This window comes from Bacillus sp. AF23 (genome assembly GCF_020861455.1).
Lineage (GTDB): Bacteria > Bacillota > Bacilli > Bacillales > Bacillaceae > Bacillus > Bacillus halotolerans.
Genome location: NZ_JAJHVY010000015.1, coordinates 395,555 through 420,984, shown reverse-complemented (window position 1 = coordinate 420,984; position 25,430 = coordinate 395,555). Strand labels below are relative to the sequence as shown.

The 25,430-nt window shown below is 42.4% G+C and carries 27 protein-coding genes; all 27 read left to right on the top strand.

Features of this window, described 5'->3' with window-relative positions; all coding sequences use genetic code 11:
- Positions 1 to 12: 12 nt before the first annotated feature.
- The 27 genes from fliM (at position 13) to proS (ending at position 25,358) form a co-directional block, all read left to right on the top strand.
- Complete coding sequence (fliM, locus tag LNN34_RS07345) at positions 13 to 1,011, top strand: flagellar motor switch protein FliM (protein WP_010334255.1); 999 nt, start codon at positions 13 to 15, stop codon at positions 1,009 to 1,011.
- Positions 1,001 to 2,137, top strand: coding sequence for a flagellar motor switch phosphatase FliY (gene fliY, locus LNN34_RS07340; RefSeq protein WP_044155886.1), 1,137 nt, complete (start codon positions 1,001 to 1,003; stop codon positions 2,135 to 2,137). Before fliM ends, fliY begins: the two co-directional genes overlap by 11 nt.
- A gap of 26 nt (positions 2,138 to 2,163) precedes the next feature.
- Positions 2,164 to 2,526: a chemotaxis protein CheY gene (gene cheY / locus LNN34_RS07335; protein ID WP_010334256.1), complete on the top strand. Its 363-nt coding sequence runs from the start codon at positions 2,164 to 2,166 to the stop codon at positions 2,524 to 2,526.
- Between the two features lie 14 nt (positions 2,527 to 2,540).
- A complete protein-coding gene (gene fliZ, locus LNN34_RS07330; protein ID WP_229043046.1) occupies positions 2,541 to 3,200 on the top strand; it encodes a flagella biosynthesis regulatory protein FliZ in 660 nt (219 codons plus the stop codon).
- Complete coding sequence (fliP, locus tag LNN34_RS07325) at positions 3,193 to 3,858, top strand: flagellar type III secretion system pore protein FliP (RefSeq protein ID WP_024121406.1); 666 nt, start codon at positions 3,193 to 3,195, stop codon at positions 3,856 to 3,858. Before fliZ ends, fliP begins: the two co-directional genes overlap by 8 nt.
- A 14-nt stretch (positions 3,859 to 3,872) precedes the next feature.
- Positions 3,873 to 4,142: a flagellar biosynthesis protein FliQ gene (gene fliQ / locus LNN34_RS07320; RefSeq protein ID WP_010334259.1), complete on the top strand. Its 270-nt coding sequence runs from the start codon at positions 3,873 to 3,875 to the stop codon at positions 4,140 to 4,142.
- Positions 4,143 to 4,149: 7 nt separating this feature from the next.
- The gene (gene fliR / locus LNN34_RS07315; protein ID WP_024121407.1) at positions 4,150 to 4,929 is read left to right on the top strand and encodes a flagellar biosynthetic protein FliR; all 780 of its coding nucleotides are present in this window, start codon (positions 4,150 to 4,152) and stop codon (positions 4,927 to 4,929) included.
- Positions 4,929 to 6,011 (top strand): flagellar biosynthesis protein FlhB, encoded by a 1,083-nt coding sequence (gene flhB, locus LNN34_RS07310; protein WP_059292779.1) that lies wholly within the window; start codon positions 4,929 to 4,931, stop codon positions 6,009 to 6,011. Before fliR ends, flhB begins: the two co-directional genes overlap by 1 nt.
- 32 nt (positions 6,012 to 6,043) lie before the next feature.
- Positions 6,044 to 8,077 (top strand): flagellar biosynthesis protein FlhA, encoded by a 2,034-nt coding sequence (gene flhA, locus LNN34_RS07305; RefSeq protein ID WP_044155881.1) that lies wholly within the window; start codon positions 6,044 to 6,046, stop codon positions 8,075 to 8,077.
- Positions 8,077 to 9,174: a flagellar biosynthesis protein FlhF gene (gene flhF / locus LNN34_RS07300; RefSeq protein ID WP_059292778.1), complete on the top strand. Its 1,098-nt coding sequence runs from the start codon at positions 8,077 to 8,079 to the stop codon at positions 9,172 to 9,174. Before flhA ends, flhF begins: the two co-directional genes overlap by 1 nt.
- Positions 9,165 to 10,061, top strand: a complete 897-nt coding sequence (locus tag LNN34_RS07295; RefSeq protein ID WP_229043045.1) for a MinD/ParA family protein — start codon at positions 9,165 to 9,167, stop codon at positions 10,059 to 10,061. The genes flhF and LNN34_RS07295 overlap by 10 nt, the downstream gene beginning before the upstream one ends.
- 1 nt (position 10,062) lies before the next feature.
- On the top strand, positions 10,063 to 11,130 hold the full coding sequence (gene cheB / locus LNN34_RS07290) for a protein-glutamate O-methylesterase CheB (protein ID WP_229043044.1): 1,068 nt from the start codon (positions 10,063 to 10,065) through the stop codon (positions 11,128 to 11,130).
- A gap of 5 nt (positions 11,131 to 11,135) precedes the next feature.
- A complete protein-coding gene (gene cheA, locus LNN34_RS07285; RefSeq protein WP_059352913.1) occupies positions 11,136 to 13,151 on the top strand; it encodes a chemotaxis protein CheA in 2,016 nt (671 codons plus the stop codon).
- Positions 13,152 to 13,172: 21 nt separating this feature from the next.
- Complete coding sequence (gene cheW / locus LNN34_RS07280; protein ID WP_024121414.1) at positions 13,173 to 13,643, top strand: chemotaxis protein CheW; 471 nt, start codon at positions 13,173 to 13,175, stop codon at positions 13,641 to 13,643.
- Between the two features lie 18 nt (positions 13,644 to 13,661).
- Positions 13,662 to 14,291: a CheY-P phosphatase CheC gene (gene cheC / locus LNN34_RS07275; RefSeq protein WP_024121415.1), complete on the top strand. Its 630-nt coding sequence runs from the start codon at positions 13,662 to 13,664 to the stop codon at positions 14,289 to 14,291.
- Complete coding sequence (cheD, locus tag LNN34_RS07270) at positions 14,288 to 14,788, top strand: chemoreceptor glutamine deamidase CheD (RefSeq protein ID WP_044155874.1); 501 nt, start codon at positions 14,288 to 14,290, stop codon at positions 14,786 to 14,788. Before cheC ends, cheD begins: the two co-directional genes overlap by 4 nt.
- A 22-nt stretch (positions 14,789 to 14,810) precedes the next feature.
- On the top strand, positions 14,811 to 15,575 hold the full coding sequence (sigD, locus tag LNN34_RS07265; protein WP_010334270.1) for an RNA polymerase sigma-28 factor SigD: 765 nt from the start codon (positions 14,811 to 14,813) through the stop codon (positions 15,573 to 15,575).
- Positions 15,576 to 15,604: 29 nt separating this feature from the next.
- Complete coding sequence (locus LNN34_RS07260; RefSeq protein ID WP_059335789.1) at positions 15,605 to 16,126, top strand: hypothetical protein; 522 nt, start codon at positions 15,605 to 15,607, stop codon at positions 16,124 to 16,126.
- Positions 16,127 to 16,269: 143 nt separating this feature from the next.
- On the top strand, positions 16,270 to 17,010 hold the full coding sequence (gene rpsB / locus LNN34_RS07255; RefSeq protein ID WP_024121418.1) for a 30S ribosomal protein S2: 741 nt from the start codon (positions 16,270 to 16,272) through the stop codon (positions 17,008 to 17,010).
- A 99-nt stretch (positions 17,011 to 17,109) separates the two neighbouring features.
- Positions 17,110 to 17,991, top strand: a complete 882-nt coding sequence (gene tsf, locus LNN34_RS07250) for a translation elongation factor Ts (RefSeq protein ID WP_024121419.1) — start codon at positions 17,110 to 17,112, stop codon at positions 17,989 to 17,991.
- A 145-nt stretch (positions 17,992 to 18,136) separates the two neighbouring features.
- A complete protein-coding gene (pyrH, locus tag LNN34_RS07245; RefSeq protein WP_202657004.1) occupies positions 18,137 to 18,859 on the top strand; it encodes a UMP kinase in 723 nt (240 codons plus the stop codon).
- Between the two features lies 1 nt (position 18,860).
- Positions 18,861 to 19,418, top strand: coding sequence for a ribosome recycling factor (gene frr / locus LNN34_RS07240; protein ID WP_024121420.1), 558 nt, complete (start codon positions 18,861 to 18,863; stop codon positions 19,416 to 19,418).
- 130 nt (positions 19,419 to 19,548) lie between these two features.
- Positions 19,549 to 20,331, top strand: coding sequence for an isoprenyl transferase (locus LNN34_RS07235; protein WP_024121421.1), 783 nt, complete (start codon positions 19,549 to 19,551; stop codon positions 20,329 to 20,331).
- Positions 20,332 to 20,334: 3 nt separating this feature from the next.
- A complete protein-coding gene (cdsA, locus tag LNN34_RS07230; RefSeq protein WP_081638302.1) occupies positions 20,335 to 21,144 on the top strand; it encodes a phosphatidate cytidylyltransferase in 810 nt (269 codons plus the stop codon).
- A gap of 60 nt (positions 21,145 to 21,204) precedes the next feature.
- Positions 21,205 to 22,356 carry a 1-deoxy-D-xylulose-5-phosphate reductoisomerase gene (gene dxr / locus LNN34_RS07225; protein WP_059352914.1) on the top strand — a complete coding sequence of 384 codons (1,152 nt, stop codon included), beginning with the start codon at positions 21,205 to 21,207 and terminating at the stop codon, positions 22,354 to 22,356.
- Between the two features lie 6 nt (positions 22,357 to 22,362).
- Positions 22,363 to 23,631, top strand: a complete 1,269-nt coding sequence (gene rseP / locus LNN34_RS07220) for an RIP metalloprotease RseP (RefSeq protein WP_081638303.1) — start codon at positions 22,363 to 22,365, stop codon at positions 23,629 to 23,631.
- 32 nt (positions 23,632 to 23,663) lie between these two features.
- On the top strand, positions 23,664 to 25,358 hold the full coding sequence (gene proS / locus LNN34_RS07215) for a proline--tRNA ligase (RefSeq protein WP_217827021.1): 1,695 nt from the start codon (positions 23,664 to 23,666) through the stop codon (positions 25,356 to 25,358).
- Positions 25,359 to 25,430: the final 72 nt, after the last annotated feature.

Below are 25,430 nucleotides of genomic sequence, written 5' to 3'. Positions count from 1 at the left end.
GAGGTGAGGAAAATGTCAGGAGAAGTTCTCTCCCAAAATGAAATAGATGCACTGCTTTCTGCAATATCAACGGGTGAAATGGATGCTGAAGAGCTGAAAAAAGAAGAAAAAGAGAAAAAAGTAAAGGTTTATGATTTCAAACGCGCGCTGCGGTTTTCTAAAGACCAAATCCGCAGTTTAACAAGAATTCATGACAATTTTGCAAGACTGCTTACAACTCACTTTTCTGCTCAGCTTAGAACGTATATCCATATATCGGTCAGCTCTGTTGATCAGGTTCCATACGAGGAATTTATCCGATCCATACCGAATATGACGATCCTGAATTTATTCGATGTCCATCCGATGGAAGGCAGAATTATGATGGAGGTTAATCCGACAATTGCCTATACGATGATGGATCGTGTGATGGGGGGCATCGGGATCAGTCATAATAAGGTTGATAGTTTAACAGAAATTGAAACAAAAATTATTTCTAATTTATTTGAAAATGCACTGGGAAATTATAAAGAAGCTTGGCAGTCTATTGCTGATATTGAACCCGAAATGACTGAGTTTGAAGTGAATCCGCAATTTGTTCAGATGGTATCTCCTAATGAAACGGTTGTTGTTATTTCACTCAACACCCAAATCGGCGAAATCAGCGGTGTCATTAATCTTTGTATCCCGCATATCGTCCTCGAGCCGCTCATACCAAAGCTTTCGGTCCATTATTGGATGCAATCAGAAAGAAATGAACCGAAACCTGAGGAAACAAAGTCGCTTGAAAAACGTATCATGACAGCACAAATACCTGTCGTGGCCGAACTCGGCACATCTGAACTGACAATAGAAGAGTTTTTAAGTTTAGAAGTCGGAGACTGCATAACTTTGGACAAATCAGTAACAGATCCTCTTACTGTATTGGTCGGAGATAAGCCGAAATTTTTAGGACAAGCCGGCCGGGTGAATCGAAAACAGGCAGTGCAAATTTTAGACCACGACATAAGAGGTGAACAAGATGGAGAATAACAGATTATCTCAAGATGAGATTGACGCGCTTCTTAACGGCACGAGCAGCACACCTGACGAGCCTGAGGCTACGGAAGTGCATGACTTATCGGACATGGAGCGTGATGCGATCGGTGAAATCGGAAATATTTCATTCGGCAGTTCAGCGACAGCTTTATCCACGCTTTTAAATCAAAAAGTTGATATTACGACTCCAAACGTAACTGTCATCCCAAGAAGCAAAATCAGTGATGCGTTTCCTGAACCGTATGTTGCAATTGAAGTGAATTATACGGAAGGTTTCAGCGGCAGCAACCTGCTAGTCGTCGAACAAAGTGACGCGGCGATTATTGCGGACCTAATGATCGGGGGAGACGGGAAAGGTGCAGATCCTTCACTTGGAGAGATCCATTTGAGCGCGGTTCAAGAAGCGATGAACCAAATGATGGGGTCGGCAGCAACGTCAATGTCTACTGTATTCAGTAAAAAAATTGATATTTCACCCCCACGTGTAGAACTGCTTGATGTAAATGAAGAAAAAGGAACAGACCGTATTCCTGCTGATGAAATGCTGGTTAAAGTTTCTTTCCGCTTGAAGGTGGGCGAGTTAATAGACTCTAACATCATGCAGCTATATCCGCTGACATTTGCTAAAGATTTGATCTCGAGCCTTATGAACACGGAGGAAAGTCCAGCTGAAGAAACAACGCCGGAGCCTGAGGTTACATATGAACAGCCGAAAGAGCCTGTGATGCCCGAGCCGCGGAACGAACCGCAGCAGCAAGCGCCGGCTAAAAGGCAGGGGAAACCGAAAAAAGCCGCGCCTGTTCAAGTTTCACCAGTGGAATTTTCATCATTTGATCCAAATGAGAGCACACAAGCTCCTATAAACAATCTGGATATGCTTTTGGATATCCCGCTTTCGATCACTGTTGAACTCGGCAGAACGAAAAGAAGCGTAAAAGAAATTTTAGAACTTTCAGCCGGAAGTATTATTGAGCTTGATAAATTAGCCGGTGAGCCGGTAGATATTTTAGTGAATCAGCGTATCGTCGCCAAAGGCGAAGTCGTGGTCATTGAGGAAAACTTCGGAGTAAGGGTCACTGACATATTAAGCCAGGCAGAACGCATTAATAATTTAAAATAAAGAAACACGAGGAGAGAGAAAAAATTATGGCACATAGAATTTTAATTGTAGATGACGCAGCATTTATGAGAATGATGATCAAAGATATTTTGGTAAAAAACGGTTTTGACGTAGTGGCAGAAGCCGAAAATGGCGCTCAGGCTGTAGAAAAATTTAAAGAGCATTCTCCTGACTTAGTTACAATGGATATCACAATGCCAGAAATGGACGGTATTACTGCACTAAAAGAAATTAAACAAATTGATGCTCAAGCTAAAATCATTATGTGTTCTGCCATGGGACAGCAATCAATGGTTATCGATGCTATTCAAGCCGGTGCTAAGGATTTTATCGTAAAACCTTTCCAGGCGGACCGTGTGCTTGAAGCAATCAACAAAACATTAAGCTAAAGGGTGTACGACTGTTGAAAAAGAGTCAATGTTTTATTGCTTTTATATGTTTTTTCATTTTATTCAGTGTGCATCCGCTTGCTGCTGATGCGGCGGCATCTGATGATTCAACTGTAAACGAATGGTTTCAAAAGAAAGAGGAAAAGACCGCAGATAAGCCAGAGCAAAAGAAAGAAAAAACGACACAAACTGCTGATGAGACGGAGGGAGCTGCTGCTCCTTCTGTTTCAGCTTTTGATTTTGTGAAGATGATTTTCGCTTTATTGTTTGTCATCGCGCTGATTTACGGGCTTGTTAAGCTTATGAACAAAAGAAACCGGCTGCTAAAGCCTTTTCAATATGTTGAAAATATCGGCGGAACATCGGTTGGCCAAAACCGATCTATCCAATTGATTAAAGTCGGCAACAGTGTTCTCGTCGTTGGGGTAGGAGAGACGATCCAGCTCCTTAAAGAAATTGAGGATGAAAAGGAAATCGAAGTCATACTCAGCCAGCATGAAGAGGCGATGTCAAGCAAAATAGAGTGGCAAAAGCTTGTCAAACCCCTAAAGGGTTCTGAGAATCAGCCGCAGCAAAAGCTGCCTTCATTTTCTAAAGCATTAAAAGAGCAGCTTGAAGAGCTAAAACAAAACCATTCAGAAGGAAAAAAGAAAGGCCCACGTCATCATGAATGAGTTTATAAATATTTTCAGTTCTAGCGATCCGGGTAACGTCAGTTCAACTGTTAAATTACTATTATTGTTAACTGTATTTTCAGTGGCGCCTGGAATATTGATTCTTATGACTTGTTTTACCCGCATCGTCATCGTTCTGTCGTTTGTCAGAACTTCACTGGCGACGCAATCAATGCCGCCCAACCAGGTCCTTATCGGCCTTGCGCTATTTTTAACATTTTTTATTATGGCTCCTACTTTTTCAGAGATTAATAAAGAAGCGCTGACACCATTGATGGACAATAAAATCAGTTTGGACGAAGCGTATACAAAAGCTGAGGAACCGATTAAAGAATTTATGAGTAAGCACACAAGGCAGAAGGATTTGGCACTGTTTATGAATTACGCGAAAATGGATAAACCCGAATCATTAAAAGATATTCCTCTTACAACGATGGTTCCCGCTTTTGCCATTTCGGAGCTCAAAACAGCGTTTCAAATAGGCTTTATGATTTTTATCCCCTTTTTAATTATTGATATGGTAGTGGCGAGCGTTCTGATGTCAATGGGGATGATGATGCTCCCTCCAGTTATGATTTCTCTGCCCTTTAAAATTTTACTTTTTGTTTTAGTAGACGGCTGGTATTTAATTGTGAAATCTTTGCTTCAGAGCTTTTAGGGTAGGTGCTAAACGTGAATTCAGAATTTGTAATTTCTATGGCGGAAAAAGCCGTATATGTAACGCTGATGATCAGCGCGCCTCTGCTTGCGATCGCCTTATTGGTCGGATTAATCGTCAGCATCTTTCAGGCGACAACTCAAATCCAGGAACAGACTTTGGCGTTTATTCCCAAAATCGTGGCAGTCCTCTTGGCACTGATTTTTTTCGGGCCATGGATGCTGTCGACCATCCTTTCGTTCACAACAGAGCTGTTTTCTAATTTAAATCGTTTTGCAGGGTAATACAGTGATGAATTCGATTATTGATTTATTTCCTGCTTTTTTATTGGTTTTTATTAGAATCTCTGCTTTTTTTGTAACGGTTCCGCTATACGGCCACAGAAACGTTCCGGCTGTTCATCGTATCGGATTTGCTTTTTTTCTTGCAGTCATTTGCTTCAGCACGATTGATAAACCTCCGTCTTTGGAGGTTGACGAGCAATATATGCTGCTGGCGTTTAAAGAAGCTTTGGTGGGTCTGTGTCTTGGTTTGATTGCTTATATGATGATTGCTGCTGTTCAGATAGCCGGTTCGTTTATTGATTTTCAGATGGGTTTTTCAATTGCGAACGTTATCGATCCGCAAACGGGCGCACAGAGTCCATTGATCGGCCAGTTTATCTATACGATGGCTCTTTTGTTTATGCTGAGTGTCAATGCGCATCATTTGCTGCTGGACGGTATTTACTACAGCTTTCAGTATATTTCGGTTGACCAGGCATTTCCGAATTTTGGCGATGAAAAGTTTGCTTATCTTATCGCCAAAAGCTTTAATGCAATGTTTATTATTGCATTTCAAATGTCGGCGCCGGTTGTGGCCAGTTTGTTTCTTGTGGATCTTGCATTAGGCATCGTGGCCCGGACAGTTCCGCAATTAAATGTATTTGTCGTCGGTCTGCCTTTAAAGATTGCTGTCAGTTTTATCATGCTCATCGTGTGTATGTCCGTTATCTTCGTCGTTGTTCGGAATGTTTTCGGCTTAACGATTGAAACGATGCGGAATCTTTTAGCATTGGTCGGTGTTTCTTAATGAAGCTCAGAATTGACCTCCAATTTTTTGCGGGAGAAAAAACAGAGAAAGCCACTCCGAAAAAACGGAAGGATACTAGAAAAAAAGGGCAGGTTGCAAAAAGCTCTGATGTGAATACTGCCGTTTCGTTATTAGTCATCTTCCTTTCGTTTATTGCGATCGGCCCGTATATGAGAGACAGGCTGCTGTCATTTATAGAGACATTTTACACGGAGTCACTCACAATGAAGCTCTCAGAATCAAATGTGCACATCCTGTTTATCAGCTTATTAAAGGATACTGGCATCGTACTTGCTCCGATTCTGCTTGTTGCCCTTGTTGCAGGAGTTGTAAGCAACTATATGCAGGTGGGATTTTTATTTTCTGCGGAAGTGATCCAGCCTAAGCTTGAAAAATTGGATCCGATAAAAGGCTTTAAACGGATATACAGCATGAGGGCGATTGTAGAGCTGCTTAAATCGATTCTGAAAATTGCTGTTGTAGGGTTTGCGGCGTTTGTTGTGCTTTGGATGCACTATGGAGAAATTCTCCGCCTCCCGCTTCTGACACCTGAAGAGGCACTTTCCTTTGTTTCAAAACTCACCCTGTGGATGGGGCTGAGCGGAGCAGGGGCTTTGTTGATTCTTGCCGGACTCGATTATTTGTATCAGAGATTTGACTATGAGAAAAATATCAAAATGTCAAAGCAGGATATAAAAGATGAGTACAAAAAATCTGAGGGAGATCCGATTATTAAGTCTAAAATTAAGCAACGACAGCGGGAAATGGCGATGAGGCGGATGATGCAGGAAGTGCCGAAAGCTGATGTCATCATCACAAACCCGACTCACTATGCGATCGCACTTAAATATGACGAAGAAAAAATGGATGCACCATACATTGTTGCAAAAGGTGTTGACCACCTTGCATTGAAAATAAGGAAGATTGCTAAAGAGCATGATGTCATGATGGTAGAAAACAGACCGCTTGCCCGTGCGTTATATGATCAGGTTGAAATTGATCAGGCAGTGCCGGAAGAGTTTTTTAAAGTCTTGGCAGAAATCCTGGCTTACGTATTTAAAACGAAACAAAAAGTAAATTGAATTTTACGATTCAAAAGGAGAGAAAAAACAGCATGTCAACAAGAGATTTATCCGTTTTAATAAGTGTTGTCCTCATTGTGGCAATGCTGGTGATACCATTTCCTCCATGGCTGTTAAGTATTTTGATCATTATTAATATTTCTCTTGCGTTGATCGTGCTTCTGACCACAATGAATATGCAAGAACCGCTGCAGTTTTCGATTTTTCCATCACTGTTGCTGCTTTTGACCTTATTTCGTCTGGGCTTGAATGTGTCAACGACGCGTTCGATCCTTTCGCACGGTGAAGGAGGGAAGGTTGTTGAGACCTTCGGTAACTTCGTTGTCGGCGGAAATGTTTTAGTCGGACTTGTTGTATTTATTATCTTAATTATTATTCAGTTTATCGTCATCACAAAGGGCGCGGAACGTGTTTCCGAGGTTGCGGCAAGATTTACGCTTGATGCAATGCCAGGGAAGCAGATGAGTATTGATGCTGATTTAAACGCAGGTATGATTAACGAACAAGAAGCAAAACACCGCCGTGAAAAAGTAGCTCGAGAAGCAGACTTTTACGGTGCGATGGACGGTGCCAGCAAATTTGTGAAAGGTGATGCAATTGCCGGAATTATTATTGTGATGATCAATATCATTTTCGGAATCATTATCGGTATGCTGCAGCAAGGCATGGGGATACAAGAGGCAGCCTCTCGTTTTACGATGCTGACTGTAGGAGATGGAATTGTATCGCAAATTCCGGCGCTGTTAATTTCTACAGCTACAGGTATTGTCGTGACAAGAGCAGCCTCCGAAGGAAACTTAGGTCATGACATCACAGGCCAGCTGTTCGCTTATCCAAAGCTCTTATATGTTACAGCAGCAACTATTTTGCTTCTTGGCTTGTTTACTCCAATTGGTATTCTCCTAACAGGGCCGCTTGCAGGGCTGCTTGCTTTTGGCGGTTATACGCTATCTAAAACAGGTAAGGAAAAAGAAGAAGTGGAAGAGATTCTTGAGGAAGAGGCTGAAGTTGACGAGCTCAAAAGCCCCGAAAGTGTTGTGCAGCTTCTGCATATAGATCCGATAGAATTCGAGTTTGGCTATGGTCTGATTCCGCTGGCGGATGCTAATCAGGGCGGGGATTTATTAGACCGAATTGTGATGATTCGCCGTCAGCTGGCGCTGGAACTTGGGCTTGTCATTCCTGTTGTGCGTATCAGAGACAATATCGCTTTGCAGCCTAATGAATACCGATTGAAAATTAAAGGAAATGAAGTAGCAAAAGGCGAGCTATTACTAGATCATTATCTAGCAATGTCGCCTACGCCTGAAGACGACCTGATTGAAGGGATCGAAACAGTGGAACCGTCGTTTGGGCTTCCAGCCAAATGGATTGGCGAATCGGTGAAGGATGAAGCTGACATGCTGGGCTATACAGTTGTAGATCCGGCTTCAGTTGTCTCAACACATATTACAGAGAAAATTAAGCAGCATGCTCATGAATTAATCGGCAGACAGGAGACGAAACAGCTTATTGATCATTTGAAAGAAACGTATCCGGTCTTGGTGGAAGAGGTCACGCCAAATCCATTATCTGTCGGAGATATTCAGAAGGTGCTGGCTAAACTGTTAAAAGAAAAAGTTTCAATCCGCAATTTGGTAACCATTTTTGAAACGCTCGCCGATTACGGAAAACTGACAACAGACTCTGATCTTTTGACAGAGTACACAAGACAGGCGCTTGCTAAGCAAATTACTGCCCAGTTTGCCAAAGAAAATGAAGTGTTAAAAGTGATCACTTGTTCCGGCCGTGTAGAAAAGGCAATTGCTGACGGCGTACAGCAAACAGAACATGGGAACTATTTGTCGCTTGAACCAGATGTGTCGGAAAGCATTGTGCGTTCTGTTGCAAAAGAAGCCGAACAGCTCTCAATACGGCAAGAGACTGCGATTCTTCTTTGCTCGCCTCCTGTAAGGATGTATGTGAAGCAGCTTCTGGAACGATATTTTCCGGATCTTCCTGTTCTTTCTTATAACGAGCTTGAGGCTAATGTCGAAGTTCAAAGCATTGGAGTGGTGGATATTTAATGAAAATCAAAAAATTTACTGCTGCTTCAATGCAAGAAGCGGCACAGCTTATCAGAAAAGAACTAGGCAATGAAGCGGTTATACTAAATTCCAAAAAAATCAATAAGCGTAAATGGTTCGGGCTTTTAAAAAAACCGGCTGTTGAAGTGATTGCCGTATTGGATCAAGATTTTCTTGAGAAAAAAACAGCTGAAAAGGCAGCAGAGCCGAAACAAACGTCAAAACCTCCTGTCAGCAGTCCGAAAATAGAGGAGAGGATAATCTCTCAAATTCCGGCTCAATCTGAGCCAGGCGATTTTTCAGCATATCAATCCGTACTTCCTGAACCGCTCAGAAAAGCTGAACAGCTTTTGGGAGTAACCGGCGTTAATGAATCAATTAAGACCAGTACTATGAAAAAAATACTGCGATTCTCTGTTGAATCGGGCGGACTGACGGAAGAAAACGTGGCCGGTAAACTTCAGGATATACTGTGCGAGGCACTACCTCCAGCAGACAAGTGGCAGGAGCCCATTCGTTCGAAGTATATCGTGCTGTTTGGTTCGACGGGCGCGGGTAAAACAACAACGCTTGCAAAACTAGCAGCGTCTTCTCTGCTTGAAAAACAGAAAAAAATTGCTTTTATTACAACAGATACTTACCGGATTGCAGCAGTTGAACAGTTGAAAACATATGCCGAGCTGCTGCAGGCTCCTCTGGAAGTCTGTTATACAAAAGAGGAATTTCAGCGGGCGAAAGAGTTATTTGCTGAATATGATCATGTATTTATCGATACAGCAGGAAGAAACTTCAGAGAACAGCAATATATCGATGAACTGAAAGAGACGATTCCTTTTGAAAGCAGTATTCAGTCATTTCTCGTTTTGTCAGCGACTGCAAAATATGAAGATATGAAACAAATTGTCAGACGTTTTTCATCTGTTCCTGTCAATCAGTTTATTTTTACGAAAATAGATGAGACTGCTTCCTTAGGCTCTGTATTCAGTATACTGGCAGAATCAAAGATAGGCGCCGGATTTATCACAAACGGCCAGAATGTGCCGGAGGATATACAGACAGTCTCGCCGAGGGAGTTTGTAGGGATGCTGTGCAGATGAACAGATTTGACCAAGCAGCAACTTTACGGGCGAAAATGAAGAAGCGTGAGCGCGATCTGCCGATTGTTTTTGCACAGAAAGCTAAAACACTTGCAGTCATCAGCGGCAAGGGCGGTGTCGGAAAATCCAACATCACTTTAAATATGGCTCTTGCGCTGCAGGATAAAGGCAAGAAGGTACTGCTTATTGATCTTGATATCGGAATGGGGAACATTGATATATTAATGGGAAACTCGTCTTCCACGACTATTATTGACGTTCTAACTGAGCGCAAGCCTTTTATGCAATCCATATCTACTGGGCCAAAGGGTCTTCGGTATATATCTGGCGGAACTGGGCTGGATATGATGTTTCAGCTGGACCAGAAAAAATGGACCTTTTTTGCTAATGAGCTTTCTCATGCGTTAAGTCAGTTCGATTATGTACTGTTTGACATGGGGGCGGGCTTATCAAAAGACCAGCTGCCTTTTATTTTATCAGCAGAAGACATTTTGATCATAACAACCCCAGAGCCTACAGCCATTATGGATGCATACAGCGCTGTCAAACATTTAGCTTTGACAGGAAATCAGCTTTCTATGAAAGTAGCTGTCAATCGGTGCCGTGATCAAAAGGAAGGGCTTGACGCTTTTACCCGCCTTTCCCGGACCATTCACATGTTTTTAGGCGAAGCGGTTCAGTTTGCCGGTTCAGTCCCTGACGACGGGATCGTGAGCAAAGCAGTTGTCGAACAGGTTCCTTTTTTATTAAAAAGTCCTCAGGCAAAAGCCAGCCGGTCAGTCCGTCTCCTAGCGGACGCCTTGTTTGAAAGAGAAGAAACTAGACACAAAGAAGAAAAACAGACATTTATTGAGAAATTATCTTCTTTTTTAATGAGGAGGGCTTAATTTGATTCGTGTGCTTGTAGTTGATGATTCGGCTTTTATGAGAAAAATGATAAGTGATTTTCTAACCGAGGAAAAGCAGATAGAAGTAATCGGAACTGCGAGAAACGGAGAAGAGGCACTTAAAAAGATAGAATTGCTGAAACCGGATGTTATCACACTTGATATCGAAATGCCGGTGATGAATGGAACAGACACACTGCGGAAAATTATTGAGCTTTATCAGCTGCCGGTCATTATGGTTTCAAGCCAGACCCAGCAAGGAAAAGAGTGTACGATTAACTGTTTAGAGATAGGCGCCTTTGATTTTATCACAAAGCCATCTGGTTCTATATCTTTAGATTTATACAAAATTAAAGAACAATTAGTTGAGCGGGTCATCGCGGCTGGGCTTTCCGGCCAGCAAAAAGCTGCGGCTCCGGCGGTCATTCGGCCTGAGCCTAAACGCATCGCTAAGCCTGCAGTGAGCCAGTCAAAATCTGGAACAGGCCGACATATTGTTTGTATCGGTACGTCAACAGGCGGACCAAGGGCGCTTCAAAAGGTGGTACCAAAGCTTCCTAAGGATTTAAACGCGCCTGTAGTCGTTGTACAGCACATGCCTGAAGGCTTTACTGCTTCTCTGGCTGATCGGCTGAACCATCTGTCTGACATTCATGTAAAGGAAGCAAAAGATGGCGAAGCAGCTCTTAACGGCTGTGTGTACATAGCTCCGGGGGGAAAAAACATATCCGTTATCAAAAACAGCGGCGGTCTTAAAATCGTTCTTGATAATCACGATACGCCAAGCCGTCATAAACCATCAGCAGACTACTTGTTCCGTTCTGTTGGCAAACTTGCAGACTATGAAAAAGTAGCGGTCATTATGACCGGAATGGGCAGTGACGGTACTGCCGGTCTTAAGGACATGCTTGCGTCCGGCAATGTGAAAACCATTGCAGAGTCTGAAGAATCTTGTGTTGTATTTGGGATGCCGAAAGCAGCCGTTAAGGCGGGCCTTATTCATGAAATTAAACATGTGGAAGATATCGCAGCATCCATCACAAGCTGTGTGAAAAAAGAGAGGGTGTGATTCAAATGGATATGAATCAATATTTAGATGTCTTTATTGATGAAAGTAAAGAACATTTACAAACATGTAATGAAAAGCTTCTCCTTTTAGAGAAAGACCCGACAGATCTTCAGCTCGTCCACGATATATTCAGGGCTGCCCATACACTAAAAGGTATGAGCGCAACGATGGGGTATACGGATTTAGCCCATTTAACCCATCTGCTTGAAAACGTATTGGATGCTTTTCGAAACGGAGATATGGCAGTTACATCAGACTGGATGGATATCTTGTTTGAAGCCCTGGATCATCTGGAAGCAATGGTTCAGTCTATTATTGACGGCGGGGATGGTAAAAGAGATATCTCTGAAGTGAGCGCAAAGCTTGACGTGAACGGTGCGCATGCTGAGACTGCTGCTTCAGCGGAACCTGCTGAAGCGAAGGGTTCAGCATCTGATTGGGGATATGATGAGTTTGAACGAACAGTGATAGAAGAAGCGGAGGAGCAAGGTTTCAAACGGTATGAAATCACAATTTCTCTGAAAGAAGACTGTATGTTAAAAGCGGTTCGTGTATATATGGTTTTTGAGAAGCTCAATGAGATCGGAGAAGTAGCCAAAACAATACCGAGTGCGGAAGTGCTTGAGACGGAAGATTTCGGCACTGACTTCCAGGTTTGCTTCTTAACGAATCAAACGGCTGAAGACGTTGAACAGATCATCAACGGAGTTTCAGAGGTCGAGCATGTTGAAATTATTCAGGGCTCGCCTATACAACCAGCTGAAAAACCGGAGGAGCCTCAGGCGGATACACCAGCTGCTGCACAGGCACCTGTTAAGCAGGATAAACAAAAGCAGCCTGCTAAAAACGATGAACAGTCGAAGCATACAGGCGGATCTAAAACGATTCGTGTCAATATCGACAGGCTTGATTCTTTAATGAACTTATTTGAAGAGCTTGTCATTGACCGCGGACGTCTTGAGCAGATTGCAAAAGAGCTTGAGCACAATGAATTGACTGAAACAGTCGAGCGAATGACGAGAATTTCCGGCGATTTGCAGTCTATTATTCTCAACATGAGAATGGTTCCGGTTGAAACTGTTTTTAACCGTTTCCCAAGAATGATTCGCCAGCTTCAAAAAGAGCTGAATAAAAAAATCGAACTCTCCATCATCGGTGCGGAAACAGAACTCGATCGAACAGTAATTGATGAAATTGGAGATCCGCTCGTTCACTTAATCAGAAACAGTATTGACCATGGAATTGAGTCTCCGGAAACACGTTTGCAAAAAGGAAAACCTGAGTCTGGAAAAGTTGTGCTGAAAGCTTATCACAGCGGAAATCACGTCTTTATTGAAGTAGAGGATGACGGGGCAGGTCTTAATCGCAAAAAAATCCTTGAAAAAGCGCTTGAGCGCGGTGTCATTACAGAAAGAGAAGCTGAAACTTTAGAAGACAATGAAATTTATGAATTGATATTTGCTCCGGGGTTCTCTACAGCTGATCAAATTTCGGATATTTCCGGGCGGGGTGTCGGGCTTGATGTTGTGAAAAATAAACTCGAGTCACTCGGCGGTTCAGTCAGTGTGAGATCTGCAGAAGGACAAGGATCACTATTCAGCATTCAGCTTCCGCTTACATTGTCCATTATTTCAGTTCTGCTGATCAAATTGGAAGAAGAGACATTTGCGATTCCGATTTCTTCTATAATTGAAACGGCAGTTATAGACAGAAAAGATATTCTGCAAACGCATGACCGTGAAGTAATTGATTTTAGAGGGCATATTGTCCCTGTCGTATATTTAAAAGAAGAGTTTAAAATAGAAGATACAAGACAAGATGCAGAACAGCTCCATATCATTGTCGTGAAGAAAGGCGACAAACCTACTGCATTTGTGGTGGACTCCTTTATTGGCCAGCAGGAAGTTGTGCTGAAATCACTCGGAGATTATTTAACAAACGTCTTTGCAATTTCCGGAGCTACTATTTTAGGAGACGGAGAAGTAGCGCTCATTATCGATTGTAATGCACTGATTATTTAACCATACGAGGAGGTGTCTCACATGACTGCAGAAATTAAAACAGGCGAAAAAATGATTGTCTTTATGGTAAATGGCAAAGAATATGCCATTTCTGTCACTCAGGTGAAATCAATTGAGAAATGGCAAAAGCCAACGAGAGTGCCAGGCGTTGAACCTTATATTTGCGGAGTGATCAATTTGCGCGGCGTGGTGACTCCGGTTATTGATTTAAGAAAGCGTCTCAGCTTGCCTGAGTATGAAATTACCGATGAAACACGAATTATCATTATTGCTTATCGTGATATTGAAGTCGGCTGGATCGTGGATGAAGCAAATGATGTCATAACAGTTCATGAAAGTGAAATAGAGTCCGCTCCGGAAAGTGTTCAAAAAGACACGTATGTGTCGATCAAACAAATTGTAAAACAAGAGAACAGGCTCTTAAATATTATTGATGCAAATGCGGTTTTGGATAAAGAATCATCTCAGTCCGCTGTGCCCGATCAAGCTTAATCTTAAAGGGGTTATGACATGAGTATTTTTAATGGAATCAAAGAAGAGCAGATGGACATTTTGCGGGAAGTCGGCAATATCGGAGCCGGCCACTCTGCTTCTGCAATGGCCCAGCTGTTAAATAGAAAGATTGATATGGAAGTCCCGTTTGCAAAGTTACTGTCGTTTGATGAACTTGTAGACTTTTTCGGCGGAGCAGAAATGCCGGTCGCCAGTATCTTTTTAAGAATGGAAGGCGATTTGACGGGCTCAATGTTCTTTATAATGCCTTTTTATCAGGCGGAGCAGTTTATCAGAGAGCTGATCGGCAACCCGGATTTTGATATAGAAAACCTGGGTGAAGATCATATGAGTTCTTCCGCTTTGCATGAACTGGGCAATATTTTAGCAGGATCATATTTAACGGCATTGGCTGATTTGACGAAACTCCAGCTTTACCCGAGTGTTCCAGAAGTTTCACTGGACATGTTCGGTGCTGTCATCAGTGAAGGTCTGATGGAGCTCAGCCAGGTTGGAGAACATGCAATTGTTGTTGATACGTCAATTTTTGACCAAAGCCATCAGCAGGAGCTAAAAGCGCATATGTTTATGCTGCCGGACTATGATTCATTTGAAAAGCTCTTTGTCGCCTTGGGTGCTTCATTATGAGTACAACTGAGGCTGCTGTTGTAAAGGTTGGAATAGCGGACGTGAAGATCGCCCGCTTCCCGGATTCAATCCGGACGTCTGGTTTAGGGTCGTGTGTAGGGCTGGTGCTTTACGATAAAGAAAAGCAAACGGCGGGGCTTGTCCATGTCATGCTGCCAGATTCGACGTTATCAAAAACAGCTGAACTCAATCGGGCAAAATATGCCGATACCGCTGTAAAAGCTACGATTGATATGCTGGTAGAAGCGGGCTGCCGAAAGTTTGCGTTAAAAGCAAAGCTTGCCGGCGGATCAGAGATGTTTAAATTTAAAATGACGAATGATTTGATGAAGATCGGACCGAGAAATGTCTTAGCGATAAAGGAACAGCTGTCATTATATAAAATTCCGATTATCAGTGAAGATACGGGAGGCTCAAGCGGCCGTACGATAGAATTTGAACCGAAGTCCTGTATGCTGCATATTCGAACTGTTAAACAAGGTGAAAAAACGATTTAATTAAGGTATTAGGGGGATAACAATGCAATCCTTGAATTATGAAGATCAGGTGCTTTGGTCGCGCTGGAAAGAGTGGAAAGATCCTAAGGCCGGTGATGATTTAATGCGCCGTTACATGCCGCTTGTCACATATCATGTAGGCAGAATTTCTGTCGGACTGCCAAAATCAGTGCATAAAGACGATCTTATGAGCCTTGGTATGCTTGGTTTATATGATGCCCTTGAAAAATTTGACCCCAGCCGGGACTTAAAATTTGATACCTACGCCTCGTTTAGAATTCGCGGTGCAATTATTGACGGGCTTCGTAAAGAGGATTGGCTGCCCAGAACCTCGCGTGAAAAAACAAAGAAGGTTGAAGCGGCGATTGAAAAGCTTGAACAGCGCTATCTTCGGAATGTATCGCCCGCAGAAATTGCAGAGGAACTCGGAATGACGGAACAGGATGTAGTGTCAACAATGAATGAAGGTTTTTTTGCAAATCTGCTGTCAATTGACGAAAAGCTTCATGATCAGGATGACGGGGAAAACATCCAGGTCATGATCAGAGATGACAAAAATGTCCCGCCGGAAGAAAAGATCATGAAAGATGAGCTGATTGCGCAGCTTGCGGACAAAATTCACGAACTCTCTGAAAAAGAACAGCTTGTGGTCAGTTTGTTCTATAAAGAGGAATTGACATTGACAGAAATCGGACAGGTATTGAATCTTTCTACGTCCCGTATATCACAAATACATTCAAAGGCACTATTTAAATTAAAGAATCTGCTTGAAAAAGTAATTCAATAAAGAATTCTCATGATTAGCGAGTGAAAAACATGTCAACACTATTATGGCTTTTAAGCTTCACGCTTCACGGCGTTCTTCTGTACGCTGTCATTATCCTGTATATGAGGCTCGCAGCTGTGAAAGAAACAGAAAAACAGCAAAAGAAGCTGCTGGAAGAGACGGAGAACACACTTGCGGCATTTCTTCTTGAACTAAAAGAAGAAAATGAGAAGTTGATAGACAACTTGGATGTACCTTCTGTTCAAACTGAAGAAAAACAGAAGGAAGAGCATCAGCAGGCAGAACAGCATCAGCAGGCAGAACAACATTCAGAGCGAGGTGCTGTTCAGGAAGAAAACAACGCTCTTCCCGAGCATATCGAAGGTCTGATCAACGAGGTTGAGAGGGCGGAAGAGAACGTAAACAGCGATGCCCGTTCATTTGAAGATGAAGTTATGTCATTATATGAACAGGGATATTCAGCTGGTGAAATTGCTCAGAAATTGAAGAGCGGAAAGACAGAAATCGAGCTATTTCTAAAATTTCGCTCCAAAGCTGTAAAGGATTCTTGATTGTCGCATAAAGCTGTGTTATATTATGTCTTGGTGTTAAATACACACGCTTAACGATTTATGCAGAGGGTGCTGCAGGCGGCAGTTCTGCACAAAAATGACCTAAGCGGAGGAAAAAAACCATTATATTAGGAGGAAATAACATGTCAGTCATTTCTATGAAGCAATTGCTTGAAGCTGGTGTTCACTTCGGTCACCAAACACGCCGTTGGAACCCAAAAATGAAGCGTTATATTTTCACGGAGCGTAACGGAATCTACATCATTGACCTTCAAAAAACAGTCAAAAAAGTAGAGGAAGCTTACAACTTCACTAAAAATCTTGCTGCTGAAGGCGGAAGAATCCTTTTCGTAGGTACAAAAAAACAAGCTCAAGATTCTGTTAAAGAAGAAGCTCAACGCTCTGGCATGTACTATGTCAACCAACGCTGGTTGGGCGGTACATTAACAAACTTTGAAACAATCCAAAAACGTATTAAACGTCTTAAAGACATTGAAAAAATGCAAGAAAACGGTACGTTTGAAGTACTTCCTAAAAAAGAAGTCGTTCAATTGAAAAAAGAATTAGAGCGTCTTGAAAAATTCCTAGGCGGAATTAAAGAAATGAAGGATCTTCCTGATGCATTGTTCATCATCGATCCTCGCAAAGAGCGCATTGCTGTTGCGGAAGCTCGCAAATTAAACATCCCTATCATCGGAATTGTAGATACTAACTGTGATCCTGATGAAATCGATGTTGTTATTCCTGCGAACGATGACGCTATCCGCGCTGTTAAACTTCTAACTTCTAAAATGGCAGATGCAATCTTAGAAGCGAAGCAAGGCGAAGAAGAAGCGGAAGTTGCTGAAGAAACTGCACCAGAAACTGAAACAACAACTGCGTAACCTATTCAAAAGGTGATAAGAGGGACTGCCTTTTATCACCTTTTTTCAAGAAAAATGTCATGATACATATCTTGTTTAAACATATAAGGAGGAATACAAATGGCTATTACTGCACAGCAAGTAAAAGAACTGCGTCAAAAAACTGGCGCGGGTATGATGGATTGTAAAAAAGCGTTAACTGAAACTGATGGAGATATGGACAAAGCAATTGACCTTCTTAGAGAAAAAGGAATTGCAAAAGCAGCGAAAAAAGCTGACCGTATCGCAGCAGAAGGTTCAACTCTTATTAAAACTGACGGCAACAAAGGTGTTATTTTAGAAGTAAACTCTGAAACTGATTTCGTTGCGAAAAACGAAGGCTTCGTAGAGCTTCTTAATACATTGGCTGACCACCTTCTTGCAAACACTCCTGCAGATGTTGAAGAAGCAATGGGCCAAAAAATGGACAACGGCTCTACTGTAGAAGAGTACATTACAAGTGCAGTTGCTAAAATCGGTGAGAAAATCACGCTTCGCCGCTTTGCTGTTCTTACAAAAGATGACAGCTCTGCATTCGGTGCTTACCTTCACATGGGCGGACGCATCGGCGTATTAACTGTTCTTAACGGTACAACTGACGAAGAAACTGCGAAAGATATCGCAATGCATGTTGCTGCGGTTAACCCTCGTTATATTTCTCGTGACCAAGTATCAGAAGAAGAAACAGACCATGAGCGTCAAATCTTAACTCAGCAAGCTCTTCAAGAAGGAAAACCTGAAAACATCGTAGCGAAAATGGTTGAAGGCCGTCTGAACAAATTCTTCGAAGAAATTTGTCTTTTAGACCAAGCATTTGTTAAAAACCCAGATGAAAAAGTGAAACAAGTTGTTGCGGCGAAAAACGCAACTGTTGAAACTTTCGTTCGCTATGAAGTTGGCGAAGGTATCGAAAAACGTCAAGAAAACTTTGCTGAAGAAGTAATGAACCAAGTGAAAAAATAATGGTGAAAAGATGTCGCGATCAAGTCGCGTCTTTTCAGGCAGTATAGGGGACACACTTTGTGTTCCCTATTTTTAAAACTATATTTACAAACCTTTTTTTCTCTTGCATAATAGAAAACGGCAATGTTTACACTTGGAGGTTATTATGGAAAAACCAAAATACAAACGTATCGTATTAAAGCTTAGCGGGGAAGCATTGGCAGGGGAACAGGGTAATGGAATTAACCCTACTGTCATTCAATCCATTGCAAAGCAAGTGAAAGAAATCGCTGAGCTTGAAATCGAAGTGGCTGTTGTAGTAGGCGGCGGCAACTTATGGCGCGGAAAAACAGGAAGTGACCTGGGCATGGACCGCGCAACTGCAGACTATATGGGGATGCTGGCGACAGTGATGAACTCGCTTGCTCTTCAAGACAGCTTGGAAACACTCGGAATCCAGTCCAGAGTGCAAACATCCATTGAAATGAGACAAGTTGCTGAACCGTATATCAGAAGAAAAGCGATACGCCACTTAGAGAAAAAACGTGTCGTTATTTTTGCTGCGGGTACAGGAAACCCATATTTCTCAACTGATACGACAGCTGCACTGCGCGCTGCTGAAATTGAAGCAGACGTTATTTTAATGGCTAAAAACAATGTTGACGGTGTGTATAATGCTGATCCTAGAAAAGATGAATCAGCTGTAAAATATGAATCGCTTTCTTACCTTGACGTTCTAAAAGACGGCTTGGAAGTGATGGATTCAACAGCATCATCTTTATGCATGGATAATGACATTCCGCTAATCGTCTTTTCTATTATGGAAGAAGGAAATATTAAACGCGCCGTGACAGGCGAATCAATCGGAACGATCGTGAGGGGGAAATAACGTGTCAAAAGAAGTATTAACACAAACGAAAGAAAAAATGGAAAAAGCAATTGCTGCTTATCAGCGTGAATTGGCTACTGTACGCGCAGGCCGTGCGAACCCATCTTTATTAGATAAAGTAACAGTTGAATATTACGGAGCACAGACACCTTTAAATCAGCTGTCTTCTATTAACGTGCCTGAAGCTCGTATGCTGGTCATAACACCATACGACAAGTCAGCAATCGGTGATATCGAAAAAGCAATTTTAAAAGCGGATTTAGGCTTAACGCCAACGAGCGACGGCAATATGATTCGCATTGCGATTCCTGCGCTAACAGAAGAAAGACGTAAAGAATTAGTCAAAGTTGTAAAAAAATATGCTGAAGACGCAAAAGTAGCTGTACGAAATGTACGCCGTGATGCGAACGATGATCTCAAAAAACTTGAGAAAAACGGAGACATCACTGAAGATGAGCTGCGTGCTTCCAATGAAGATGTTCAAAAACTGACAGATGAATATGTGTCAAAAATTGACAGTGTCACAAAAGACAAAGAAAAAGAAATCATGGAAGTTTAATGAAAAACTATGTACAATAGATAATAGTGAAAAGACCCTCTCATGTTTACAGGGGGTTTTTTTGTTAATACTGTTGATTACATTGGTTATCAGCAGGGAATGCAACCTTTTTGGGTGACGGAGGAATCTCATGCTCAACATACTCAAAAATTGGAAGAACCAGCAAACTGCGGCTTCCAACTTAGAACGCTATACAAAAGAAGACATACTTAAGGGGGAAATCCCCGAACACATCGCCATTATAATGGATGGAAATGGCCGTTGGGCTAAAAAACGCTCTCTCCCCCGAATTGCAGGCCACCACGAAGGAATGAAGGTGGTTAAAAGGACAACAAAGCTTGCTAACGAATTGGGTGTCAAGGTACTGACCCTGTACGCATTTTCAACAGAAAACTGGAAGCGGCCGAAAATGGAAGTTGATTTTTTGATGAAGCTTCCTGAAGAGTTTTTAAATACGTATCTACCGGAACTTGTTGAGGAGAATGTGCAGGTCCGGATTATAGGAGATGAATCAGCCTTGCCGCCGCACACAATGCGTGCGATTGAAAAGGCTGTAAAGGATACGGCGCAAAATGACGGGCTGATCCTTAATTTTGCTCTCAACTATGGAGGGCGTACTGAAATTGTCACTGCTGCAAAAACACTCGCGGAAAAAGTGAAGGATGGTTCTTTGAAAATAGAAGACATTGATGAGTCGCTTTTTTCTAATCATTTAATGACTGAATCTTTGCAGGATCCTGAACTTTTAATTCGAACGAGTGGCGAGATTAGACTAAGCAACTTTATGCTTTGGCAGGTTGCCTACAGTGAATTTGTCTTTACTGACGTTCTGTGGCCTGACTTTAAAGAAAATCATTTCTTGCAGGCGTTAGGAGAATATCAGCAACGGGGCCGGAGGTTTGGCGGAATTTAGAGGATGGTGGACATGAAACAAAGAATTTTGACAGGTGTTCTGGCAGCAATTGTATTTTTATTTTTAGTTATTGTCGGGAATTTGCCGTTCACCATATTAGTTTATGCAATGGGCAGTGTAGCGCTTTTTGAGCTTCTGCGGATGAAAAAACTTAAGCTGGTTTCACTGCCTGGATTGATCAGTCTTTTATTGTTATGGATGTTCTTAATGCCAAGCCAGTACTCTTTTTTTGAAGCGAATGGTATCTCGAAAATTGAAACGGCTTTGTTCGCAGTACTGATTTTACTGACGTACACAGTATTGGTGAAGAACACTTTTACCTTTGATGAAGTCGGCTTTATTACCCTTGCAACGATTTACATCGGAATGTGTTTTCATTATTTTATTGAAATCAGAAATCTTGATCAGCATGGGCTGACATACATTTTTTATGCCTGTGTCGTGATTTGGTCGACTGATTCCGGTGCATATTTTGTCGGGAAATCGCTTGGGAAACGAAAACTGTGGCCTGAAATCAGCCCTAATAAAACAGTTGAGGGATTTGTAGGCGGAATCGTCATTGCACTTGTACTTTCGACGATTTTTCAGCTTGTGGCAAACTTGCCGATCCCATATTTCTATCTGCTTTTGATCACACTGTTTTTGTCTGTTTTCGGACAGATTGGGGATTTAGTAGAATCCGCTCTGAAAAGACATTACGATGTAAAGGATTCTGGGAAAATTCTTCCCGGGCATGGCGGTGTGCTAGACCGTTTTGACAGTTTTTTGTTTGTCATGCCTTTCTTGTACTTTCTGCTTGCCCTTTTTTCATAAAAAAGTCTAATATGAATTAGAGACTGATTATGCAGCAAAAAGAATAGGAGTAGTGGCACTTTGAAAAATATTTGTCTTTTAGGAGCAACAGGATCAATCGGCGAACAGACTCTTGACGTATTGCGTACGCACCAAGACCAATTTCAGCTGGTATCTATGTCGTTCGGCAAAAATATTGATAAGGCCGTGCCGATGATAGAGGCCTTTCAGCCGAAGTTTGTATCTGTCGGTGATCTGGATACATATCACAAATTAAAACAAGTTTCTTTTTCATTTGATTGCCAGATCGGGCTTGGAGAAGAAGGCCTGATTGAAGCGGCAGTTATGGAGGAAGTCGATATTGTTGTCAATGCCTTGCTTGGGAGTGTCGGTCTCATTCCTACGTTAAAGGCGATCGAACAGAAAAAAACAATTGCGCTTGCAAATAAGGAAACTCTTGTCACTGCCGGGCATATAGTTAAAGAACATGCTAAGAAATACAATGTTCCGCTGCTGCCCGTTGACAGTGAGCATTCAGCCATTTTTCAAGCCCTGCAAGGCGAACAGGCTAAAAACATTGATCGCCTTATCATTACGGCGTCCGGCGGAAGTTTTCGGGACAAGACGCGGGAGCAGCTCGAATCAGTTACAATTGAAGATGCATTACAGCACCCGAATTGGTCAATGGGTGCAAAAATTACAATTGATTCGGCTACAATGATGAATAAGGGATTAGAGGTGATTGAGGCGCATTGGCTTTTCGATATTCCATATGAACAAATCGATGTGGTCTTACATAAGGAGAGCATCATCCATTCCATGGTAGAGTTTCATGACAAAAGTGTGATTGCACAGCTCGGCACTCCTGATATGAGGGTTCCGATTCAATATGCGCTCACCTATCCCGACCGATTGCCATTGCCAGACGCCAAAAGGCTCGAGCTGTGGGAAATCGGCACTCTTCATTTTGAGAAAGCTGACTTTGACAGGTTCCGCTGCTTACAATTTGCCTTTGAATCAGGTAAAATAGGGGGAACAATGCCGACTGTGCTAAACGCGGCAAATGAAGTGGCTGTCGCCGCCTTTTTAGCGGGCAAGATATCGTTTTTAGCGATTGAAGACTGTATCGAAAAGGCATTAAACCGCCATCAGGTTATTCAAAAGCCTAGCTTGGCAGACATTCAGGAAGTGGACAAAGATACCCGGGGATACGTCAATTCAATACTCACATAAGGTGGTATGTTCGTGAATACAGTTATAGCGTTTATCATTATTTTCGGAACGCTCGTTTTCTTCCATGAACTGGGCCATTTGTTGTTAGCCCAAAGAGCGGGAATTCTGTGCCGTGAATTTGCGATCGGCTTTGGTCCAAAAATCTTTTCATTCAAAAAAAATGAAACGGTGTATACGATCAGACTTCTCCCGGTCGGCGGGTTTGTCCGCATGGCCGGCGAAGATCCGGAAATGATTGAGGTGAAACCCGGCTACACGATCGGGCTTCTTTTTAACAAAGAGGATCAGGTTGAAAAAGTCATCATCAATCAAAAGGAAAAATACCCGGATGCTTTAATTATCGAGGTGGAAACGGCGGACCTAGAGCATGACATGAAGATCACCGGCTATGAACAGGGGAAAGAGGATGAGCTTTCCAGCTTTAGTGTGAGTGAAACCTCCTTTTTCATTGTTGACGGAGAAGAAGTTCAAATCGCGCCGTATAACCGCCAGTTTGGTTCCAAACCTGTGTGGCAGCGAATTAAGGCGATTGCCGCAGGTCCGATTATGAATTTCATATTGGCTTATGTCATTTTAGTGATGCTTGGGCTGATTCAGGGTGTTCCGTCAAATGAGCCTATGCTTGGACAGCTGACAGACAACGGACGGGCAGCCGAAGCAGGGCTAAAAGAAGGAGATTACATTCAAAGCATTAACGGAGAGAAGATGAGGTCCTGGACCGACATTGTCTCTGCGGTAAAAGAAAACCCGGAAAAAGAAATTGACGTTGAGGTAAAAAGAGATAACAAAACGCTCCACATTTCAGTTACTCCGGAAGCCGTTAAAGATGAGAACAAAAAAACAATCGGCCGCTTTGGTTCTTACGCGCCGACTGAGAAAGGCGTTCTCTCAGCAGTTGCTTATGGTGCAACATCAACTGTTGATGTTACAAAAGCGATATTAACAAATCTCAGTAAATTAGTGACAGGACAATTTAAAATTGATATGCTTTCAGGTCCTGTCGGCATATACGATATGACAGACCAAGTGGCAAAAACGGGAATCATTAATTTATTCCAGTTTGCTGCATTTTTAAGTATTAACCTTGGGATCGTCAACCTGCTTCCGATTCCGGCTCTTGACGGCGGAAGACTGTTGTTTCTATTTATAGAAGCCATTCGGGGCAAACCGATCAACAGAGAAAAAGAAGCCTTTGTGGTGTTTATCGGAGTCGCTTTCCTAATGCTTCTTATGCTGGTCGTTACATGGAACGATATCCAGCGGCTGTTTTTGTAAATGAAAAGTAAATCAATCAGAGGTGCGAAGAAATGAGACAAAGCTTGACGCTTATTCCTACGCTCCGTGAAGTTCCAGCTGATGCCGAAGCGAAAAGTCATCAGCTTCTTCTAAGAGCAGGATTTATCAGACAGAATACGAGCGGGGTATACAGCTATATGCCTCTTGCGTATAAGGTTATTCAAAACATTCAGCAGATCGTCCGTGAGGAAATGGAAAAAATCGACGCTGTAGAAATGCTTATGCCCGCGCTGCAGCAGGCTGAGACATGGCAGGAATCAGGCAGATGGTATACGTACGGTCCTGAACTGATGAGACTTAAAGACCGTCACGGCCGTGAATTTGCTTTAGGGGCAACGCATGAAGAAGTGATCACTTCACTCGTTCGCGATGAGGTTAAATCCTATAAGCGTCTCCCTCTGACTCTGTACCAAATCCAGTCTAAATTCAGGGATGAAAAACGCCCGCGCTTCGGTTTATTAAGAGGCCGCGAATTCATTATGAAGGATGCTTATTCTTTCCATGCTTCTGAAGAGAGCTTGGATGAAACATATCAAAAAATGTACAATGCGTATTCTAATGTTTTCGCCCGCTGCGGCATTAATGTAAGACCTGTTATCGCTGATTCAGGTGCCATGGGTGGAAAAGATACACATGAGTTTATGGCACTTTCTGAAATCGGAGAGGATACCATTGCGTACTCTGATGAATCACAATATGCAGCCAATATCGAAATGGCTGAAGTTCTTTATCAGGAAGTCCCTTCAAATGAAGAGCCTATCGCTTTAGAAAAAGTGCACACTCCTAATGTGAAAACGATCGATGAGCTGACTGCATTTTTACAGGTTTCAGCTGAAGCCTGCATTAAATCGGTATTGTTTAAAGCGGATGACCGTTTTGTTCTGGTGCTTGTACGAGGGGATCACGAAGTGAATGATATTAAAGTGAAGAATCTCCTGCATGCAGAGGTTATGGAACTTGCTTCCCATGAAGAGGTCGTTCAGCAGCTTGGAACAGAGCCTGGCTTTGTCGGACCTATCGGTGTGAATCAAGAGATTGACGTCTATGCAGATTTCGCTGTTAAAGCAATGGTTAATGCTGTTGCCGGTGCGAATGAAGGAGATTATCATTATAAAAATGTCAACGTAAGCCGTGATGCGCAAATTAAAGAATTTGCCGATCTTCGCTTTATTAAGGAAGGCGACCCGTCACCAGACGGCAAAGGCACGATCCGTTTTGCAGAAGGAATCGAAGTCGGACAAGTCTTTAAGCTTGGAACTCGTTATTCTGAAGCGATGAATGCGACATATTTAGATGAAAACGGACGAGCACAGCCAATGCTGATGGGCTGTTACGGAATCGGTGTTTCCAGAACCCTTTCTGCTATTGCTGAACAGCATCACGACGAAAAAGGCTTAATATGGCCAAAAAGCGTCGCGCCGTATGATCTTCATATTCTTGCGCTGAATATCAAAAACGATGCGCAAAAAGAATTGGCTGAAAAGCTGTACGGTGATTTAAAGGCGAAAGGCTATGAAGTGCTGTATGACGATCGTGCGGAACGTGCCGGCGTAAAATTTGCTGACTCGGATCTAATCGGTCTTCCAATCCGTATTACTGTCGGCAAACGGGCTGATGAAGGAATTGTGGAAGTTAAAATCCGCAAAACGGGTGAGTCAACAGAAGTTTCTGTTGATGAGTTATCTGCTTTTATTAGCAAGCAGTAAACACCATAACGATTTATCAAAAAACATGTTAAAATAGAAATAATAGAAGGTACCTCATTGCCTGAGGTACCT

Coding starts and splice junctions, on each gene's coding strand:
- fliM (WP_010334255.1), top strand. CDS start 13: ATGTCAGGAGAAGTTCTCTCCCAAAATGAAATAGATGCACTGCTTTCT.
- fliY (WP_044155886.1), top strand. CDS start 1,001: ATGGAGAATAACAGATTATCTCAAGATGAGATTGACGCGCTTCTTAAC.
- cheY (WP_010334256.1), top strand. CDS start 2,164: ATGGCACATAGAATTTTAATTGTAGATGACGCAGCATTTATGAGAATG.
- fliP (WP_024121406.1), top strand. CDS start 3,193: ATGAATGAGTTTATAAATATTTTCAGTTCTAGCGATCCGGGTAACGTC.
- fliR (WP_024121407.1), top strand. CDS start 4,150: ATGAATTCGATTATTGATTTATTTCCTGCTTTTTTATTGGTTTTTATT.
- flhB (WP_059292779.1), top strand. CDS start 4,929: ATGAAGCTCAGAATTGACCTCCAATTTTTTGCGGGAGAAAAAACAGAG.
- flhA (WP_044155881.1), top strand. CDS start 6,044: ATGTCAACAAGAGATTTATCCGTTTTAATAAGTGTTGTCCTCATTGTG.
- flhF (WP_059292778.1), top strand. CDS start 8,077: ATGAAAATCAAAAAATTTACTGCTGCTTCAATGCAAGAAGCGGCACAG.
- cheA (WP_059352913.1), top strand. CDS start 11,136: ATGGATATGAATCAATATTTAGATGTCTTTATTGATGAAAGTAAAGAA.
- cheW (WP_024121414.1), top strand. CDS start 13,173: ATGACTGCAGAAATTAAAACAGGCGAAAAAATGATTGTCTTTATGGTA.
- cheC (WP_024121415.1), top strand. CDS start 13,662: ATGAGTATTTTTAATGGAATCAAAGAAGAGCAGATGGACATTTTGCGG.
- cheD (WP_044155874.1), top strand. CDS start 14,288: ATGAGTACAACTGAGGCTGCTGTTGTAAAGGTTGGAATAGCGGACGTG.
- sigD (WP_010334270.1), top strand. CDS start 14,811: ATGCAATCCTTGAATTATGAAGATCAGGTGCTTTGGTCGCGCTGGAAA.
- LNN34_RS07260 (WP_059335789.1), top strand. CDS start 15,605: ATGTCAACACTATTATGGCTTTTAAGCTTCACGCTTCACGGCGTTCTT.
- rpsB (WP_024121418.1), top strand. CDS start 16,270: ATGTCAGTCATTTCTATGAAGCAATTGCTTGAAGCTGGTGTTCACTTC.
- tsf (WP_024121419.1), top strand. CDS start 17,110: ATGGCTATTACTGCACAGCAAGTAAAAGAACTGCGTCAAAAAACTGGC.
- pyrH (WP_202657004.1), top strand. CDS start 18,137: ATGGAAAAACCAAAATACAAACGTATCGTATTAAAGCTTAGCGGGGAA.
- LNN34_RS07235 (WP_024121421.1), top strand. CDS start 19,549: ATGCTCAACATACTCAAAAATTGGAAGAACCAGCAAACTGCGGCTTCC.
- cdsA (WP_081638302.1), top strand. CDS start 20,335: ATGGTGGACATGAAACAAAGAATTTTGACAGGTGTTCTGGCAGCAATT.
- rseP (WP_081638303.1), top strand. CDS start 22,363: ATGTTCGTGAATACAGTTATAGCGTTTATCATTATTTTCGGAACGCTC.
- proS (WP_217827021.1), top strand. CDS start 23,664: ATGAGACAAAGCTTGACGCTTATTCCTACGCTCCGTGAAGTTCCAGCT.